General features: G+C 53.3%; 19 protein-coding genes and 1 tRNA gene. 15 read left to right on the top strand and 5 right to left on the bottom strand.

All coding sequences use genetic code 11. The features are described from left to right. Window positions 1-381: 381 nt before the first annotated feature. The gene (locus tag METLA_RS0111685) at window positions 382-993 is read right to left on the bottom strand and encodes an SRPBCC family protein (RefSeq protein WP_024298726.1); all 612 of its coding nucleotides are present in this window, start codon (window positions 991-993) and stop codon (window positions 382-384) included. Between the two features lie 475 nt (window positions 994-1,468). On the opposite strand from METLA_RS0111685, the gene METLA_RS22625 reads away from it, so the two are divergent. Beyond that, a complete protein-coding gene (locus METLA_RS22625; RefSeq protein ID WP_152539427.1) occupies window positions 1,469-1,795 on the top strand; it encodes a hypothetical protein in 327 nt (108 codons plus the stop codon). Between the two features lie 251 nt (window positions 1,796-2,046). On the opposite strand, the gene METLA_RS0111675 is transcribed toward METLA_RS22625, so the two are convergent. After that, window positions 2,047-2,319 carry an Arm DNA-binding domain-containing protein gene (locus METLA_RS0111675; protein WP_024298724.1) on the bottom strand — a complete coding sequence of 91 codons (273 nt, stop codon included), beginning with the start codon at window positions 2,317-2,319 and terminating at the stop codon, window positions 2,047-2,049. 178 nt (window positions 2,320-2,497) lie between these two features. Further along, window positions 2,498-2,584: transfer RNA gene (locus METLA_RS0111670), tRNA-Leu, on the bottom strand. 182 nt (window positions 2,585-2,766) lie between these two features. Here METLA_RS0111670 and METLA_RS22620 point away from each other — a divergent pair. Genes METLA_RS22620 through METLA_RS0111655 form a run of 4 tightly spaced genes read left to right on the top strand, consistent with a single transcriptional unit; the run spans window position 2,767 to window position 5,794 of the window. After that, the gene (locus tag METLA_RS22620) at window positions 2,767-2,967 is read left to right on the top strand and encodes a hypothetical protein (RefSeq protein WP_152539426.1); all 201 of its coding nucleotides are present in this window, start codon (window positions 2,767-2,769) and stop codon (window positions 2,965-2,967) included. Between the two features lie 48 nt (window positions 2,968-3,015). After that, entirely contained in the window at window positions 3,016-3,678 is a 663-nt protein-coding gene (locus METLA_RS0111665) for a DUF3047 domain-containing protein (protein ID WP_024298723.1), read from the top strand. Window positions 3,679-3,681: 3 nt separating this feature from the next. After that, on the top strand, window positions 3,682-4,647 hold the full coding sequence (arsS, locus tag METLA_RS0111660) for an arsenosugar biosynthesis radical SAM (seleno)protein ArsS (protein WP_024298722.1): 966 nt from the start codon (window positions 3,682-3,684) through the stop codon (window positions 4,645-4,647). Window positions 4,648-4,669: 22 nt separating this feature from the next. Continuing rightward, window positions 4,670-5,794 (top strand): methyltransferase domain-containing protein, encoded by a 1,125-nt coding sequence (locus METLA_RS0111655; protein WP_024298721.1) that lies wholly within the window; start codon window positions 4,670-4,672, stop codon window positions 5,792-5,794. Window positions 5,795-5,869: 75 nt separating this feature from the next. Here METLA_RS0111655 and mscL read toward each other — a convergent pair whose 3' ends face one another. Then, window positions 5,870-6,277 carry a large-conductance mechanosensitive channel protein MscL gene (mscL, locus tag METLA_RS0111650; protein WP_024298720.1) on the bottom strand — a complete coding sequence of 136 codons (408 nt, stop codon included), beginning with the start codon at window positions 6,275-6,277 and terminating at the stop codon, window positions 5,870-5,872. A 326-nt stretch (window positions 6,278-6,603) separates the two neighbouring features. Here mscL and phoB point away from each other — a divergent pair, with 326 nt between their 5' ends. From phoB to METLA_RS0111620, 5 genes are all read left to right on the top strand, one after another. Further along, on the top strand, window positions 6,604-7,296 hold the full coding sequence (phoB, locus tag METLA_RS0111640; protein ID WP_024298719.1) for a phosphate regulon transcriptional regulator PhoB: 693 nt from the start codon (window positions 6,604-6,606) through the stop codon (window positions 7,294-7,296). Between the two features lie 12 nt (window positions 7,297-7,308). Next, window positions 7,309-8,586 (top strand): phosphate regulon sensor histidine kinase PhoR, encoded by a 1,278-nt coding sequence (phoR, locus tag METLA_RS0111635; RefSeq protein ID WP_024298718.1) that lies wholly within the window; start codon window positions 7,309-7,311, stop codon window positions 8,584-8,586. A 156-nt stretch (window positions 8,587-8,742) separates the two neighbouring features. Further along, complete coding sequence (locus METLA_RS0111630; protein WP_024298717.1) at window positions 8,743-9,336, top strand: DUF502 domain-containing protein; 594 nt, start codon at window positions 8,743-8,745, stop codon at window positions 9,334-9,336. A gap of 22 nt (window positions 9,337-9,358) precedes the next feature. Next, complete coding sequence (locus METLA_RS22615) at window positions 9,359-9,562, top strand: hypothetical protein (protein WP_152539425.1); 204 nt, start codon at window positions 9,359-9,361, stop codon at window positions 9,560-9,562. Further along, complete coding sequence (locus METLA_RS0111620) at window positions 9,559-10,149, top strand: NADPH-dependent FMN reductase (protein WP_245598785.1); 591 nt, start codon at window positions 9,559-9,561, stop codon at window positions 10,147-10,149. Before METLA_RS22615 ends, METLA_RS0111620 begins: the two co-directional genes overlap by 4 nt. Window positions 10,150-10,162: 13 nt before the next feature. Here the strand turns inward: METLA_RS0111620 and METLA_RS0111615 are convergent, their stop codons facing one another. Continuing rightward, entirely contained in the window at window positions 10,163-11,185 is a 1,023-nt protein-coding gene (locus METLA_RS0111615) for an SGNH/GDSL hydrolase family protein (RefSeq protein ID WP_024298715.1), read from the bottom strand. Between the two features lie 278 nt (window positions 11,186-11,463). On the opposite strand from METLA_RS0111615, the gene METLA_RS0111605 reads away from it, so the two are divergent. The 5 genes from METLA_RS0111605 to METLA_RS0111585 all read left to right on the top strand — a co-directional run bounded on the left by METLA_RS0111605 (window position 11,464) and on the right by METLA_RS0111585 (window position 16,665). Beyond that, window positions 11,464-12,402, top strand: a complete 939-nt coding sequence (locus METLA_RS0111605; RefSeq protein ID WP_024298714.1) for an acetylxylan esterase — start codon at window positions 11,464-11,466, stop codon at window positions 12,400-12,402. Beyond that, on the top strand, window positions 12,399-13,127 hold the full coding sequence (locus tag METLA_RS0111600) for an esterase family protein (RefSeq protein ID WP_024298713.1): 729 nt from the start codon (window positions 12,399-12,401) through the stop codon (window positions 13,125-13,127). The genes METLA_RS0111605 and METLA_RS0111600 overlap by 4 nt, the downstream gene beginning before the upstream one ends. 118 nt (window positions 13,128-13,245) lie before the next feature. Beyond that, window positions 13,246-13,851, top strand: coding sequence for a nuclear transport factor 2 family protein (locus METLA_RS0111595; RefSeq protein WP_024298712.1), 606 nt, complete (start codon window positions 13,246-13,248; stop codon window positions 13,849-13,851). 168 nt (window positions 13,852-14,019) lie between these two features. After that, window positions 14,020-15,252, top strand: a complete 1,233-nt coding sequence (locus METLA_RS0111590; protein ID WP_152539424.1) for a hypothetical protein — start codon at window positions 14,020-14,022, stop codon at window positions 15,250-15,252. Between the two features lie 477 nt (window positions 15,253-15,729). Continuing rightward, window positions 15,730-16,665 (top strand): hypothetical protein, encoded by a 936-nt coding sequence (locus METLA_RS0111585; RefSeq protein ID WP_245598784.1) that lies wholly within the window; start codon window positions 15,730-15,732, stop codon window positions 16,663-16,665. Window positions 16,666-16,677: the final 12 nt, after the last annotated feature.

Genomic DNA, 16,677 nt, shown 5'->3' with positions numbered 1-16,677 from the left:
AATTGCGGAGATAACATTCAAGTGATGGCATAAAAGGTAACACCTGCATTCCAAGAGCCTGCTAGGGTCTCGGGCTCATTTGAAGTCGTAGACCTGATGAGGCGGGGATGCGCGAATTCCATCAGGGCCGGAAGTCATTGAGCACTTCATCATAAGCCCGGATATATGGGCGCATTATTTCTTTATGTCACATGTGAATTTTTTCTTGCAATACGGGGCGGACCATATATGACCCCATTATTTCTATTTCTAGACGTCCATCACGACTTCGCCACCATAGGCACAATGGCTTTGTGGATGATAATGTTCGACCCGATCGACTTCGGAGGCATTCAGCAATGTCCGCTCATGCTTGCCATGACCGGCTTGCGCCCCTTTTTCTTAGCAAATTTTGTAGATTGAGTAACAGCCATTCGAGATTGCCATCCTTTCCAGCTCTTGAGCAAACTTAAAAGCGTCCTCGGAAAGTTTTTGTTGCACTAACCACGTACCGAATACTGACGGAATCCAATATTTCGGTGTTAGATCGAGATCGAATAACAACCGAGTGCCACCATCTACTGAAAGCAGGCGCCAACGGCCGTTTCCCTGTCGGAAATCACCCTGGTTCGGTACTATGTTTATAGAAATGTCCCCGTCGGGTCGAAACTGGACATCCTGGATCCAGTCGAAATGCTGGCAGATGGCCAGAATGCAAAATTCCGATCTGACTCCCATTCTAATTTCCCCATCATCAAGGCGTTTCACGAGTTCAACCTGTTTGAAAATCGAGTTGAAGCTAGTAAAGTTTTTATAATCCATGAGAAGAGAGTGGACTTTCGAAACGGGGGCTTGAACAACGGTTTCGATGTGCATCATGTATCGACCGTTCTGTTTTGTCACCGAACTGTGCAGCACGTCAGCACTATGAGCTGCCAATGGAAGGAACAAAAGTCCTACAATTGACATACATACCCTGGCCATTTTTTTTGTGATAGGGTTGATTCTATACATAATCCTACTCCTTGTAATATGAGTTTTCCGCAACCCTAAGGTACATGGCGACTAATGTCTCAGCGTGGATTACGGGAAATGATTATTGTACATTTGTAATATATATATGTCAAAAGTTCAATTATTTAACCTAGGCCCGTAATTTGTATGCACACTGATCGAGTCACTTCAGGAGGAAGGAACGGTTTATGATGCGTGCGGTCGTTCGGAAGCAGGAGTTGACTGGCTCCACAGGGTCGGTTCCTGCCTGCCAATGTCGATTCAAGCGAGGATATTTTTTGAAACCGTCAGATCAAATTCAGAGTTTTTGCATAGTAAGGTCACTTGAAATTTCGCCGAAAGGCAGAAACGACCCAATAGCGAGCGCTCGTTTTTGGCGGACATTGACATGCATGTCCTTGCTATATATGTAATCGTTTAGCCCCTTCGCCACAAAAAGTAGCCATTTAAGCCAAAAGATGTAAATCTATAGGGCATGACGGACAGCGCAACCCATCCGTGCACCGATTCCAGTCAACCCAAGAAAAAAGCCGGGCGGCGCGTGGGCAGCAAAGGCTATAGCCGCAACCTGACGCTGGCAGTAACCCGGATCGTTCCCCATCGTCCCGTTCGCTGCAGCCTGTGTGGTCAAGCGTTTGAAGACATGGTCTATCAGATCTCGATCGCACTGTATGAGCTGGAGCTTGAAGTCGGTCGTGCGGAAACATTGGGTTTTAGTGCACAAAACCATGTTTGGTTCGCGGACGCCACAAGGCAGTCGCGTCATTGCATTGCTGGCGAGCGTGATTTAGCGTATCGCTGAAGAGCCTCTGCAAGCATTGTTTTTGCTTCGGCTAACGGATGGGCTAGGCTTGGAGTTGAAAAGAGACTGCAAGGGTTTACCTTGAGCTGTCAGTTCGCTATTGTATTGCTTGACCCAAGCCGTAGCTTCTTTCTTGCTGGAGAAAGTTTTGGGTACTGCGTGGCAACCTTTGTGTCTGATTTGGACATGTCAGGAGCTTGAAGGAAGTTTGCGTATCGATGCCATTGTCGTGTCTCACTTGTGAATACACGCTAGTTTCTGGCTTCAGAAGACTCGGTTAAAAACCTAAGTCCTTGAATTGGACGGTGCTCGGCTTTGCGCCTTGCGTCCGCCAGACCTGTGACCGGGAAGGTGCCAAGCGATAAGGTTTTACGCTTGCCGTCGATGCTGTAATCAAATCGCCACCATTTCGCGCCGGTGGTCTTAACGAGCAAATAAAGACCGTTGCCGTCATTCAGCCGCTTGTCTTTATCGCCGGGCTTAGCATTGGTGATTGTCGCAGGTTTCAGTAATTCTTTCGCCATGTGCAGTAACCTCGGTGCAGTAACTATTTAGAGAATCTGAAAATTACTGTAAATCTTACTGCTGTTTTTGTCGAATGTTACCGTACTTTGTTGGACTTCGACGGACATAAAAAAACCCGCTAAGCCAGTAAACGTGCGGGTTTTGGAATCTTGTTGAGCGTCTTTCGAACTATAAGTATGGTGCCTCGGGCCGGAGTCGAACCGGCACGGTGTTGCCACCGAGGGATTTTAAGTCCCTTGCGTCTACCAATTTCGCCACCGAGGCATCGGTGCGCTGATAAGCAGCGTATTATATAGTAATCGCAAAAATAAACTAGGGCCGGGCGGGATTTTTTCAAGACAGCGTTTGTCACTGTGAAATCACGTTGATGCCTCGGTTTTTGTTGGGATAGCGGCTAACGGGCCACTGCCATTAAGTTAAGCCGTTCGTGCGGAGCCTGTCGAAGCATGAATGGCATTAACTTAATGCGGTTCGGATTTCTCCGTTCATGGTTCGACAAGCTCACCACGAACGGAGAAATCCTTAAATTAATGCAAGGGGCTAACGGGCCAGGTCAAGTGGATAGAACGCCGCGCGTTCCTCATTTGCCAATGCGACGCGCCTTGCCAATCGCCGCGTTTGGGATTAATGTCCGGGTCATGGATTGATATAGTCCGATCCGTTTTTTCAAGTATCCATTGCCATAGCAAAAAGCCATGCCTATCACATTTTCGCGTCGATCGATTGCGCTGTTGTTGCTTTTGACGCTGGCGGCCAACATCGCCCAGGGCGCTGACACGATCCGCATCGGCGATTTTTCATCCGGATCGCTAAAGGCCTGGGAAACGCAAGCGTTCAAGGGGCAGACGCGCTATCGCCTGGTAGAACAGGAGGGCGCCAAAGTGTTGAAGGCCGACAGCGCGGCGAGCGCCTCGGGGCTGTTCAGGAAACAGCGCATCGATCTGACTAAAACGCCGTTTCTGAACTGGCGCTGGCGGATCGAAAACCGGCTCGGCCAGCTGAATGAGCAGTCGAAGCCTGGGGATGATTATGCGGCGCGGGTGTATGTGGTGATCGACGGCGGGCTGGCGTTCTGGCGCAAGAAGGCGCTCAATTATGTCTGGGCAAGCACCTCGCCGAAGGGTAAAATCTGGCCGAATGCGTTTGCGGGCGAGAACGTGATGATGATCGCGCTGCGCTCATCCGGTGACGGCACGGCGGCCTGGCATCATGAAAAACGCAACATTCTCGATGACCTCCGCAAACAGTTCGGCGAAGCCATCGATCATATCGACGCGGTCGCGATCATGACCGATACCGACAATGCCGGAGGCCGGGCGACCGCCTATTACGGCGACATTTTTTTCAGCGCGAAGTAAACCATGCACGCGACCTTACCGCTCCTCGAACAGACCGACTTTCCACCGATTTTCCGGGACGAACTGGCGGTGTTGCAGGTCAATCTCGGCTATTTGTGCAACCTCAGTTGCATGCACTGCCATGTGAACGCGGGGCCGAAACGGACCGAACTGATGGACAAGGACACGGTCGATCTGGTGCTGGCGTTTATCGAAAAGGAAGCGATCAAAATACTCGATCTGACCGGGGGCGCGCCGGAGATGAATCCCCATTTCCGCGAACTGGTGACGGAAGCTAGGCGGTTGGGCGTGAAGGTGATCGACCGCTGCAATCTGACGATTCTGGAAGAGCCCGGCTACGAGGACCTGGCCGGCTTTCTCGCGGCCCAGCAGGTCGAAATCACCGCCTCCTTGCCGTGTTATCTCGAAGACAATGTCGACCGGCAGCGCGGCAAGGGCGCGTTTCAGCAGAGCATAGCGGCACTGCAAAAATTGAACACATGGGGTTACGGGCGGGGAAACGGCGATCTGCGCCTGCATCTGGTCTTCAATCCGCAAGGGGCGACCCTGCCGCCCGCGCAAGAGCCGCTCGAAAAAGCCTACAAGGCACATCTTAGGGAACATTACGGCATCACCTTCAATCAACTCTTCGCGATGACCAATCTGCCGATCCAGCGCTTCGGCAGCATGCTGGTCAGCAAGGGCATGTTCAATCAGTACCTGCAATTGCTGAAAGACAATCACTGTGCCGAGAATCTCCGGTATGTGATGTGCCTGAATACCTTGAGCATCGACTGGCAGGGATTTGTGTATGACTGCGATTTCAACCAGATGCTGCAATTGCCGCTGGGGGCTTTTGCCGGCCAACAAAAAATTCATTTGCAGCAGCTGTTTGGACGCGCCCTGACCGGCGCGCCGATCAGCGTGCGCCAGCATTGTTACGGCTGCACGGCCGGGCAAGGCAGCAGTTGCGGCGGCGCGTTAATCTGATAAACGATAGGAAGGAGAGAAAATGACCGTAGAAGCGAGTGTGTTGGCGCGTTATTCCGAAGGCGCGGCGGTAAGGCAGGAAGCTTTGTGCTGTCCTGTCGACTATGACCGGGAATTGCTGGCGATCCTGCCGCAGGAAATTATCGACAAGGATTACGGCTGCGGCGATCCGTCCCGCTATGTACAGCCAGGCGATACCGTGCTCGATCTGGGCTCAGGTTCAGGCAAAATCTGTTACATGGCCGCGCAACTGGTCGGCGACGAAGGCAAGGTAATCGGCGTCGATATGAACGACGACATGCTCGCGCTGGCGCGGAAATACCAGCCGGAAATGGCCGAAAAAATCGGCTCGAACCGGGTTGAATTCGTGAAGGGGCAGATTCAGGATTTGGCGCTCGATCTGGCCGCGATGGATGCGCAGCTGGCGCAGCATCCGGTCAAGAGTTCGCACGATCTGATCGCGCTGCGCGCCTGGCAGGACAGGCTGCGGCAACAGTCGCCGCTGATCGCCGACAACTCGGTCGACCTGGTCATTTCGAACTGCGTGCTGAATCTGGTGCATGACAGCGACAAGGCGCAATTGATCCGCGAGATTTTCCGCGTCGTAAAACCGGGCGGGCGGGTCGCGATTTCGGACATCGTCTCGGACGAGACGGTGCCCGAGCATCTGAAACAGGACCCCGAGCTGTGGAGCGGCTGCATCTCGGGCGCGTTGCAGGAATACGATTTCTTGCAGGCTTTCATCGATGCCGGCTTCATCGCGGTCGGCTATGACAAGTGGGAAAACAGCCCCTGGCAGGTCGTCGAAGGGTTAGAATTCCGTTCGGTCACGATCACCGCAATCAAGCCGCTGAATGAGCCCTGTCTCGACAAAGGCCATGCGGTGATTTACCGCGGCCCTTTTTCGAAGGTCTATGACGATGAAGGCCATGTATTTTACCGGGGCCAGCGCATGGCGGTCTGCGAGCGCAGCTGCAAGGTCCTGACCGGGCCGGCTTACGGCGACAATTTCATCGGCATCGCGCCGCTGCATGACAATCCTGGCGTGCCCTGGTGCGCGCCGTCCGGCACCGTGCGTCCGGTCAGCGAAACGAAAGGGGCCTTGCATCATCAGGATCAATGCGCGGGCGGCGGGGGATGCTGTTAGGCAAGCGGGGAAAGGGGAGCGATGACGATAAATTGTGGAATCGCTCCCTTGGATTCGCTCCGGCCGGAGCGGTTGCTAGGGTTTTCTTTCCTTCAGCAGGTCGCGGATTTCGGTCAGCAACAGTTCTTCCTTTGTCGGTTCGGGAGCCGGCGCTGGAGCTTCGACTTGTTTCTTCTTCAGCTGGTTGATCAATTTGATCACCAGAAAAATCGCAAAGGCTATGATCGTAAAATCGACGACGGCTTGCAGGAAGCTGCCGTATTTCAACATCACCGCCGGCGCATCGCCCGATGCCTCCTTGATTGTGATCGCGAGGTTGGTAAAGTCGACGCCGCCGACCAGGACGCCGATCGGCGGCATGACCACATCGGCGACTAGCGACGACACGATCTTGCCGAAAGCCGCGCCGATGACGATGCCGACCGACATGTCGACCGCGTTGCCTTTGATTGCAAATTCTTTGAATTCTTGTAATACACTCATGAGGACTCTCCTGTTTAGCGAAACGTGATTTACCGCGTCCTCTAAGACGCTTCGTTAGGCTAAAAATTCAACCGGGCCGGGGTAATTCTAATATAATTCGCCGTTATGAATCATGAACATTTCATGTGGCGAGCGATCAAATGAGCGGGTATCGGCGGCGTTCTCGAAGCCGAATGCACTGCCTGATTCGCGGCGGCACAAAAAGGGCGTTTTGCGGGCAGTTCCGTATAGCGAGGCCTTGATCGATGTGTGTTTAAGCGCGGTCTTGTCATCAAACTGTCATTAACTCGGGATTACAATCCGGGCTTTTATTTTTCTTTCCTATCATGACCAAACTCACTATTCTCGTGGTTGAAGATGAAGACTCGATCCGCGCGATGCTGCTCTTAGTGCTCGAGCAAGCCGGTTTTATCGCGCATGCGGCGAGCGACGCCAAGGCCGCGCAAGCGATTCTCGATCAGACGCCAGTGGATCTGATCCTGCTGGACTGGATGCTGCCCGGCATCAGCGGCGCGGAATGGGCGCGGCGTTTGCGTAAAGAAAGCGCTTATCAGGAGTTGCCGGTCATTTTATTGACCGCGAGAGGGGAAGAGGAAGACAAAGTGCGCGGTTTCGATGTCGGTGTCGACGATTACATGACCAAGCCGTTTTCTCCGAAGGAATTGATCGCCAGAATTCGCGCGGTGCTGCGCCGAAGCGGCAAGCTACAAGGCGGTGGGCAAATCGTGCTCGGCGACATGGCGCTCGATGCGGAACAGCACCGCCTAAGCATCGGCGAACGCCAGCTTGAAGTCAGTCCGACCGAATTCCGCCTGATGCAGTTTTTCATGACCCATCCGGACAAAGTCTATACGCGCACGCAATTGCTCGATCAGGTCTGGGGGCGCAGTGTGTATATCGAAGAGCGCACGGTCGATGTGCATATCCGCCGGCTCAGAAAGATTCTCTCCGAGTATGGCCGCGAGGAGCTTTTGCAAACGGTGCGCGGCTTCGGTTATCGATTCTCGTTGGTACAATAGACCTTAGAATTTATGGGAGTTTGGAAAAGGGAAATTACAATTGTATTGCTATCGCTATTCGCGATAGTCATTGTCGGCTTTCTGACAGGCGCTCTGCTGCCTTTACTGCTGGCGGCAACCTTGATCTTTCTGTTGCGGCAGCTTCAGCAAATCAGCCGCTTCGAACGCTGGATCAGCCGGGGGGGTAAAGTCGATTATCCTAATACCAAAGGGATCTGGGAAGATATTTACTACCATGTTTATCGGCTCAGAAAGGCCGAAAAACGCCGTAAAAAGAAGCTCCGGAAACTGCTCGAACAGTTTCGGGATTTCACCGGGGCCTTGCCCGATGCCGCGGTCATTTTGGGCGAGGACGATGTGATCGAGTGGGCCAACAAGGCGGCGCTGAAAGTATTGGGCTTGCAGCCGGCGGACAAGGGTCAACGCATTCCGAATCTGATCCGCTATCCCGAGTTTATCCGCTATCTCAAATTGCAGAATTATCAGGACGCGATCATTTTGCCTTCGCCGGTGAACAATCAGATTACCTTGGCGGTCAGGATCGTCAATTACGGTTCAGGCCTTAGGCTGTTGCTGGCGCAGGATGTCACGCAAGTGAAGAAGATGGAAAGGATGCGCAAGGATTTTGTCGCGAACGTTTCGCACGAACTCAGAACACCGTTGACGGTGCTGAAGGGCTATCTTGAAACCTTGCAGGATATGGACGACGGCGGTTCCGCCTTATTGACCGGTTCGCTGGAACAGATGCGCGGGCAGACCGAGCGCATGCAGCATCTGGTCGATGACTTGTTGATGCTGACCCGGCTCGAGACACAGCAAAGGCGCACGATTTGCGTCGATGTGCCGGCATTGCTGAAGCAAATTTGCAATGAGCGCGGCGTGGTCGAAAATTCGGCGAGGCGCATCGAATTGTCTCTGGCATCGGACGCCAATATTCATGGCGACGAGCAGGAACTCCGCAGCGCGTTTACCAACCTGGTCGGCAACGCGCTGAAATATTCACCGGCCGATTCGGTGGTGAAGGTGCGCTGGTTTGAGGACGGCGATACGGTCGTGCTCGAGGTCGAGGACCGCGGTTTCGGCATCGCGCCGGAGGATATTCCGCGCGTCACCGAGCGTTTTTACCGCGCAGAATCCAATCACGCCCGGAAAACTCCCGGCACCGGCCTCGGCCTTGCAATCGTGAAGCACGTGCTGATGCGCCATGACGCCCGCCTGCATATCATCAGCGAACTCGGCAGGGGGAGCTGTTTCAGCTGTCATTTCCCGTTGCATCGCCTGTGCGATTGATCGGTAAGTTGCTTAATTTCGCTTATAATGAGTTGCCGGCCCATCCTGCCTTGACCGAAAAAACCGATCGGACAATTAGGTAACGGCGTTCAATAATAACAACTTTATAAAGTAACGGCCGCGGCGAAAAGTCGCTGTTAACGAGGAGGCGCGATAATGAACCCACTGGTAAAACAAGTTTTAAATTATTTTTTGATCGGCGTGTTGGCGGTGATCCCGATCGTGATTACATTGCAGATCATGATCTTCGTGAAAGACCGCGTGTCCGATCTGATCGGCACCGTTTATGCCGTCTCGGACAATTATTTTTACACGTTGTTGGTGTTCGGCGTCAGTACCGCGATTCTGGTCTGGATCGGGCGTAAACTCGTCAAGGACGGACGCTACTGGGTCATCGCGACCTTCGACCGCGTTATCGATAAAATTCCTTTTCTGAATACCATTTACCGGGTCCTTAAAAAAGTCAGCAATATGATTTCCGGCCATGACAAGACGGTTGCGAAAGAGGTCGTTTATGTCGAGTATCCGAAGGAAGGCGTCTGGATGGCGGCCTATGTGACCAACCGCTTCGACGATAAATATGTGTTGTTCATACCGACTTCGCCGAATCCGACCTCCGGTTATACCGCGATCGTGGACAAGTCGAAAGTCATCAAATCGGCGATGAATATCGAGGAAGCGAGCAGCCTGATCATCAGCGTCGGCGTCGACTTCAACAAAATATCCGAGACTACCGGCTTGCCTAAGTAGGCGGCTCATTTACCTGGCGCCTATGAAGAATTCAATTAAAGGGTTATTGCTGTTCGGATGTGGATTGCTTTCCGCCTGTGGTCAAGAAACATCCGCTCCTGAAGCCAAACAAACGGTACTACAACCGCAAATGGATGCGCTGGCCAAGGCTAAGGCAGTGGATCAAGCGGTGCAGGATGCCGCCATGCAGCGCCAGCAAGCTTTGGAAGCGGCGGAGCAAAAATGAATACGGCATTTTCCATGCCCAAAATCCTCGCCTTTTCCGGCAGCGCCCGGAAAAACTCCTTCAACCAGCGCTTGGTCAAAATCGCGGCGCAAGGCGCTGAACAGGCCGGCGCCGAGGTGACGGTGATTAATCTGGCCGATTTTCCGATGCCGATCTTCAATCAGGACGACGAGGCAGAGCACGGCATTCCCGATGCCGCGCGCGCATTCAAAAACTTGCTGATCGAGCATGACGGCTTTTTGATCGCCTCGCCCGAATACAACAGCGCCTTCAGTCCTTTGCTGAAAAACGCGATCGATTGGGCGTCCCGGCGCGAAGGCGATGAAGCGCCGCTCTTGGCTTACCGCGGCAAGGTTGCGGCGATCATGGCCGCATCGCCGGGCGCGTTGGGAGGGCTGAGGGGCTTGGTTTTTTTAAGGTTGCTGCTCAGCAATATCGGCGTGACCGTGCTGCCCGAGCAGCAGGCGATCGTGCAAGCCGACAAAGCGCTGCATCCTGACGGCTACCTGAACGATGCGCAGTTGCAAGCTGCCGTGCTCAATTTGGGGGCGAGGCTGGCCGACGCGACGCGAAAATTGCAGGGTTAATTTTCTACGCCGCTCAAAAGCTCAGCGTTGTCGCGGCTTCTTTGGCGATCGTTTGATGAATGGCCGTGGTGGGATGGATGCCGTCCCAAAATAGATAGGTATCCGGTTTTTTGCAGGCGAACGGCGGAATTTTAGGGGTGACGCAGGCGTGTTGGGTATCGCTGATGCCGTAGGATTTCGGGTGAGCCAGGATATCGTGGAGCAGGTCAAAGATATTCAAGATACGGGCATTCATGCCGGCAGGAATCAGCGTATAGGCGACTTCATTGGCTAAAGCACCATTAAATTGCGCCGATAAGTAAGTTGCCAAGGCGGCTATGCCCTTGTATTCGGGTATGGCATCTAATGCCTTGACTGCCGGTGTTTGCCCGATGTCCGGAACATTGACCAGCAAAATGTTCTGCGCGTTATGATGCGTATGTAGATATTCCACTGTAGCCGAAATGTTATCCACGATGCGTTCAATTGCGGGTCTTATTAACTGCACATCGAATAAGGCTAGCAGCAGTGCGTCACGCACATCGTTGCCCCCGATTTCCAAGATAAACAAGGTCTGGTCGGTTGTTTGGAGTCCGTCTTTGCTGAAGGCGTCGATCTGATCCGGCAGATTGAACCGGCACGGATAGGCTTCGGTTCGCGCGCCGCCGACGGCATAATTGCTGGCGACATGGCGTCCCGGTTTCAACGCCGGATGGGTATCTTTGGACATTTTGAGTGTGCCCGCGAGGTATTCAACCCAAGTGTCGCCGTTGGTAAAATGATGTCCGCCTTTGGCGTAGGGCGCTTCCGGGATTGTCAATTCATCCAGTTGATCATAGGGGGGAACGCTTAATGATCGGGCTCCGCAGGGCTCATGGGTTTCTGGATCGACCAACGAAGTCAGCAAGAAAAAGCCGTTGCCGGGATCGGTCAAACTGGCGCCGAAAGTCACGATTCTGTCGTAAGACGTTTGCGCCGTTGCCAGGGCGGGAGTTGTCAGCGCGAGCCACAAGCCAGCCAGTGCCAGTTTATTTCCGAATAATTTGCCTGTGTTCATCGTATTGTCTCTTGTTTGAATGGAAATCCGCCCGGCCATGCCGTTTTAGCGGGAGCAGGACTGTGATTAAATCGGGCGATTTCTTAGCAGACGCAGAAAGCGCGGTCGTTCTAGCTGTCATCATGCTTATTTAAGCAAATCTAAACAATTGGTAGTTTTACTAATTGACGAACTTTTTCTGCATTATTTTGTCTCGCTGGCGCATGCAGGCCTTAAAATAAGGCAACAGTGAGTCCCTCTTTCCCTGGACTTTACGAATTTTGACATAACCGACACCCATGCCGACTTTCGACCCCGCCTACGGCTATGCCCTGGACCAATTGCGGAGTATCACGCCGCCGCTGCCGCCGGATGACTTTGTTCCCTTCTGGCAGGCGCGCTATCAGCGGGCGCTGGCATTGGACCCGCGCCAGCGCATCACGTACTGCGCGTGGTCGCATCCCGATTTCGAGTGTTACGATCTGAATTACCGCTCGACCGATGCCTTCGAGATCGGGGGCTGGGCGCTGATTCCTAAGCATGCGCCGGTGACGCGCGGGGTGATCGTCGGCCACGGTTATGGCGGACGCGAGGGCCCCGATTTTCATCTGCCGATACCGAATGCGGTTTATTTGTTTCCGTGTTTTCGCGGCCTGTCCCGCAGCCGGCGCTGGCCGATTTCGGATAACCCGGCCTATCACGTCCTGCACGACATCGACAATAAAGACCGCTACATCCTGGGCGGCTGCGTGGAAGACCTCTGGGTCGCGGTGTCTGCCTTGCTGGCCATGTTTCCCGCCGTAGCCGGCCATGTCGGCTATCTCGGCATCAGCTTTGGCGGCGGCATCGGCGCGCTGGCGCTGCCCTGGGACAGACGCATTCAGCGCGCCCATCTGAATGTGCCGAGTTTCGGCGATCACCCGCGGCGCCTGAAACTGCCGACCTGGGGCAGCGCGGCGGCGCTGCAAAACTACCAGCGCGAGCACGGTCATATTCTCGACACGTTGCGCTATTATGATGCAGCCATCGCGGCGCGGTACATCGAGGCGCCCGTGCATGTGGCGGCGGCGCTGGCCGATCCGGTGGTGACTCCGCCCGGCCAGTTCAGCATTTACAACGCACTGCCCCGGGAAAAACGATTGTTTGTCTTTGACATGGGGCATGCGGACTATCCCCGCAAGGCGGAGCAGGAAAACGCATTAATAGAGGAATTACGGGAGTTTTTCGACTGCTTATGAATCGGGAATATCATTGTTGGCACAGCCCTGATCTGGGACGCGACATGGAACTGTTGGTGTTCGGCCATGACGGGGCGAAAGTCCTGATGTTTCCGACCCGCGACGGGCGTTTTTACGAATACGAAGATATCGGCATCGTCGAGGTGCTGGCCGACAAAATCGACGCCGGCCTCCTGCAATTGTATTGCGTGGACAGCATCGTCAACGAGAGTTTTTATTGCAATTGGTGTCATCCGTCCGGGCGCATTCAGCGTCACATCCAGTACGAGAACTACATCCTGAACGATATCTTGCCGTTCATGGCGAGTCAGAATCCGAACCCCTGCACGATCGCCTACGGTTGCAGCCTGGGCGCATACAAAGCCGCTACCATCGCCTTCCGCCATCCCGATCGATTTCAAAAATTGTGCGCATTTTCAGGCCGATATGATTTGACGTTGTCGGTCGAACACTTTCACAACCTGTTCGACGGCTACTACGACGACAATATCTATTTCCATACGCCGACGCATTTTCTGCCCCAGCTCGACTGCGAAATGCGCCTGCAACACTTGCGGCAGATGGACATGGTGTTCGTGATCGGCAAGGAAGACCCGTTTCTCGACAATAACCGTCATCTCAGCCAGATATGTTGGTCCAAAGGCGTGCCGCATGCGTTGCACGAATGGAACGGGCGCGCGCATCGAGGCCGATATTGGCGGCAGATGACAAGGCTCTATGTGTGATGCCGGAGCTAAATGCAATGGCAGCGGTAACAATCGGCCTCATGTGTTGTCCCAAATGAAAAAAGGGCGGCGTTTCAATTGCGCTTGATTTGACTGACACATCGAGGAGATTCCGAACATGACAAACCCAATCGCTGCGCCGATTTTTCCCCGCTTTCCGAGCATCAAATGCGCGGTCAGAGGGTTATGGCTTTTGTTCATGCTGAGCGGCTGCCAAACCGTCTCGACGCCGGAGCAAGTCACCCAGGCATTCTGGGAGGCGATGGCGGATGGCGATCTCGAAACCGCCAGAAGCCATACGCTTAGGGATGGCCTGCATCTGGTGGCCCGGCAGCAAAATCTCGAAGATGCGTCTTTGGAGACCGGCAAGGTCTTGATCGAAGGCGGCAATGCGCGGGTCGCCACCGTGTTGACGCTGCAAAAGCCCGAAAACAACAGGGTCCTGACTTTCGATACCGTGCTGTCGAAGGAAGATAATCGCTGGAAGGTGGATTATCAGCAAACGCTGAACAACCTGTTAAACCAGCCCTTCGGCGAAATCTTTAAAAGCCTCGGTAAAATTGGCGAAGCGATCAACAAGGAACTCGAACAACAGATCCCGCTGTTTGAAAGGCAATTCAAGTCTTTCAGTGATGAATTGCTGCGGCAGATGGAAGAGTTCCGCCGGCAATTGGAAAAGTCGATCCCGCCTGAAAACCAGCCGCCGCATTCGGGTACGATTTGACGGGGGAATTGATCCGGAATCGGGATCAGGCCAGCGCAATCTGCCGAAGCGTTTACCTTTCCGCCCGCCGACATTGACATTCAAACTAATTCGCCATACGCTAACGAAAATAATCGTTCTATCGAAAGCGTCGGAATATTCCAGGCTGAATTTGGCGGAGAAAACCCAATGAGTGAAAAAGAAACCGGTGATCCTATGCAAGAACCATCCGGTCCTTCCTTATTGCCGGAAGCAACAAACGAGCCTACAGGTGGGATGGCAAGCGAGGATATAGAGAAAATCCGGCGCGCGAGGGACACTGTCGGGCGCATGCTGCGCTATGCGGTCGCCAATCCCACGATTACAGTTCCTGATGAATTGATCGCTAATGGCGTCGATATTTTGCGCATGAAGTCCGACACCTGTCAGCACAGCGATGAAGTTAAGTTGTGGCAAACTTATTCGCAACTGGCGAAACTGATTCATCCGGCCTCCGACATCAGCATTCAAATTGTCGACGGCATCAAGGACGCGGTGATGGCGCCGCAAGCGAAACACGATGGCTCGGCGGGCTCCAAGCTGCTGCACTGGTTCGGTTTGAATTCCGGCATGAACAAGCTCGTTTCCCGGTGCTATAAGGATTTAACGCAGATTACTCTGTACCTGCTGGCGTTCGTCGGCCTTTATGTGGTCGTGCAATGTTATAGCGTACTGGTGGCCGACACTTTGGCGAGCTCTTCAAGATTGGTCGTCGGCATCGAAAACCAGCAGTCCGCCGAGCGTCTGGTCAACGATAAGACTCCGGTCGAGCAGAAAGCGCAAGTGGAGAGCGCTTCCTACATGCTGGGAACGCAGTTGAACGCCTCCTCGCAAGCGCTGGTCGATTTAACCAAGCCGCTTAAAAATATCCCGTTTTTCAGACTCAGTGATTCGACCGTCGATGCATTGAACGGTTGCGCCCAAAATAAAGATTTTCACATTACCATCAAGGAAAGCCGCAATTTTCTGTTCGGCTGCCTGGCGCTGGAGCGCGAATACGCGCTCTCGGCGCATACGGTGATGTCGCGCTATGTGCTGCCGCTATTGCTCGGCTTCATCGGCGCCACCGCCTATGTGACACGCCATACGCTGTACCGCTTATCCTCGAACAGCTATGTGCCTTCCCCGCGCGGCATGTTGACCATGCGTCTGTGTTTGGGCGGTTTGCTGGGGTCTATCAGCGGTATTTTTATCACCTCCGACGTCAAAGAAGCGGAAGGCTTCAATATCAGCCTGACATTGACCGCACTGGTGATGGGCTATAGCGTCGAAGTCGCTTTTTCGCTTTTCGACAGCGCGATCGAACGCGTCAAAGCGTGGACTCGGGGACTGCGCCAAAGCGAAGCGCAGGGAGCCGAAGCCGTTGAGCAGCCAAAACAATGAGGCTTTGACTGCCCCGGAAACCCGAGTTTCAGGCCTGAATCGTCGACGGCGTTTTATTCCGTTAAGCACCATAGCGAAGCCTAGCGCACACGGCCGATTGCGCGCCGCCACGGCTGTTCCCAGGCCTCAGGCGCTTGCCGCCGGCTGCAAAAAATCAGCACAGACCCTTCAAATCACGTCTTGTCTTTCGGTGCACGGGATAGAGTTTCCTTACTTTAATTAAGGTAGTATTAAGCAACAGGGGGTATGCTTAAGAAACTATTAAAAAATAAGAGTGCAATTTTCCTTCTTTGGCCGAACACGGCAGTTCGCTACGCTTAAACACATCAAGTGTTGTGAATAAAATCACAATACACGTCAGACTCAATTACCCTTTCGCTGAACCTTTCAGCCGCCATTCCTTCGAATCGGAATTGGTCATTTTGGAGAAAAACTATGCGATCGACAAATCAAACAGCTTATGCGGCTGTCCCTTTTGTGATCTTCGGCATTATCTTACTCACCGCCTTTTTCTTAAAGTACTTCGAGCCCATGCTGCCCGAGGTCCTACGCAATTGGGCCGACCACATTTCAATTGCATTGATCGTTGCCGTGGTCATCGGGCTGACTTACGAGTACACCTCGCATCTATTTCGCGAAGAAATTCTGAAAAACCTTCTGCATGAGAGCCAGGATCAGGTTTATGAAGCGCTGAAAGCCTACAACGTGCTCACGCCGGATGAGGTTTTCCGTTTATTAAAGGAAATCGCCAGCCAGATCAATCAGACGCCTACGCTGTTTTATCCGGCGCGGCCGGAAAGCAACGAATATACGTTTACCGAAAGCATGGATTTTTTCGACACGCTGGTCAAAATGCGGCCCAAAGAAATCGTCAAAATCCTCAGTACCTGGATAGAGCCCAAGAGCCATAAGAATCTGAAGTACCTGGCCAGCGATTTTATCGGGAAATATCAGCTGACTGAAATCGCCGAGGAGCTTCGCCGCCAGGCGGAGCCGATTTTACACTTGGGCCTGCTGACCGAAGAGGATAGGGGATGGGTCTTAAACTACATCTGGGCCTATTCCCGTTGCGAGAAACCCATGTACAAATTTTTGGGGGATATGATGCGCACCACTTCAGACCCTGCCGTTGAAAAGTGGATTCTTTTCCTGCCGTTACAAATGCCGTCCCTTGAGTATGCGAATATGATCAACGACTATCTGGAACGGGACGCGCCAATTGATGAGGATAATTTGCTGCTGGTGATTCAATCGATTGCCTATTTGCATCGCGCGCAAGTGCTCGACGGGGTGGCGCTGCTGAAGAAATTTCCAAACCGCTTTGGACCTCATCACCAGGAAAACGTTGAACGTATTTGGCGAAACTACACGCTTGCGCCTGATGAGTTGAAAGGCATTTTTTTGCAGCCATGATTCTTAGCATTC

Origin of the sequence: Methylomicrobium lacus LW14 (assembly GCF_000527095.1) — a bacterium.
Classification (GTDB): Bacteria; Pseudomonadota; Gammaproteobacteria; order Methylococcales; family Methylomonadaceae; genus Methylomicrobium; species Methylomicrobium lacus.
This window is presented reverse-complemented; position numbering and strand designations above follow the sequence as displayed.

Coding starts and splice junctions, on each gene's coding strand:
- METLA_RS0111685 (WP_024298726.1), bottom strand. CDS start 993: ATGTATAGAATCAACCCTATCACAAAAAAAATGGCCAGGGTATGTATG.
- METLA_RS22625 (WP_152539427.1), top strand. CDS start 1,469: ATGACGGACAGCGCAACCCATCCGTGCACCGATTCCAGTCAACCCAAG.
- METLA_RS0111675 (WP_024298724.1), bottom strand. CDS start 2,319: ATGGCGAAAGAATTACTGAAACCTGCGACAATCACCAATGCTAAGCCC.
- METLA_RS22620 (WP_152539426.1), top strand. CDS start 2,767: ATGAATGGCATTAACTTAATGCGGTTCGGATTTCTCCGTTCATGGTTC.
- METLA_RS0111665 (WP_024298723.1), top strand. CDS start 3,016: ATGCCTATCACATTTTCGCGTCGATCGATTGCGCTGTTGTTGCTTTTG.
- arsS (WP_024298722.1), top strand. CDS start 3,682: ATGCACGCGACCTTACCGCTCCTCGAACAGACCGACTTTCCACCGATT.
- METLA_RS0111655 (WP_024298721.1), top strand. CDS start 4,670: ATGACCGTAGAAGCGAGTGTGTTGGCGCGTTATTCCGAAGGCGCGGCG.
- mscL (WP_024298720.1), bottom strand. CDS start 6,277: ATGAGTGTATTACAAGAATTCAAAGAATTTGCAATCAAAGGCAACGCG.
- phoB (WP_024298719.1), top strand. CDS start 6,604: ATGACCAAACTCACTATTCTCGTGGTTGAAGATGAAGACTCGATCCGC.
- phoR (WP_024298718.1), top strand. CDS start 7,309: ATGGGAGTTTGGAAAAGGGAAATTACAATTGTATTGCTATCGCTATTC.
- METLA_RS0111630 (WP_024298717.1), top strand. CDS start 8,743: ATGAACCCACTGGTAAAACAAGTTTTAAATTATTTTTTGATCGGCGTG.
- METLA_RS22615 (WP_152539425.1), top strand. CDS start 9,359: ATGAAGAATTCAATTAAAGGGTTATTGCTGTTCGGATGTGGATTGCTT.
- METLA_RS0111620 (WP_245598785.1), top strand. CDS start 9,559: ATGAATACGGCATTTTCCATGCCCAAAATCCTCGCCTTTTCCGGCAGC.
- METLA_RS0111615 (WP_024298715.1), bottom strand. CDS start 11,185: ATGAACACAGGCAAATTATTCGGAAATAAACTGGCACTGGCTGGCTTG.
- METLA_RS0111605 (WP_024298714.1), top strand. CDS start 11,464: ATGCCGACTTTCGACCCCGCCTACGGCTATGCCCTGGACCAATTGCGG.
- METLA_RS0111600 (WP_024298713.1), top strand. CDS start 12,399: ATGAATCGGGAATATCATTGTTGGCACAGCCCTGATCTGGGACGCGAC.
- METLA_RS0111595 (WP_024298712.1), top strand. CDS start 13,246: ATGACAAACCCAATCGCTGCGCCGATTTTTCCCCGCTTTCCGAGCATC.
- METLA_RS0111590 (WP_152539424.1), top strand. CDS start 14,020: ATGAGTGAAAAAGAAACCGGTGATCCTATGCAAGAACCATCCGGTCCT.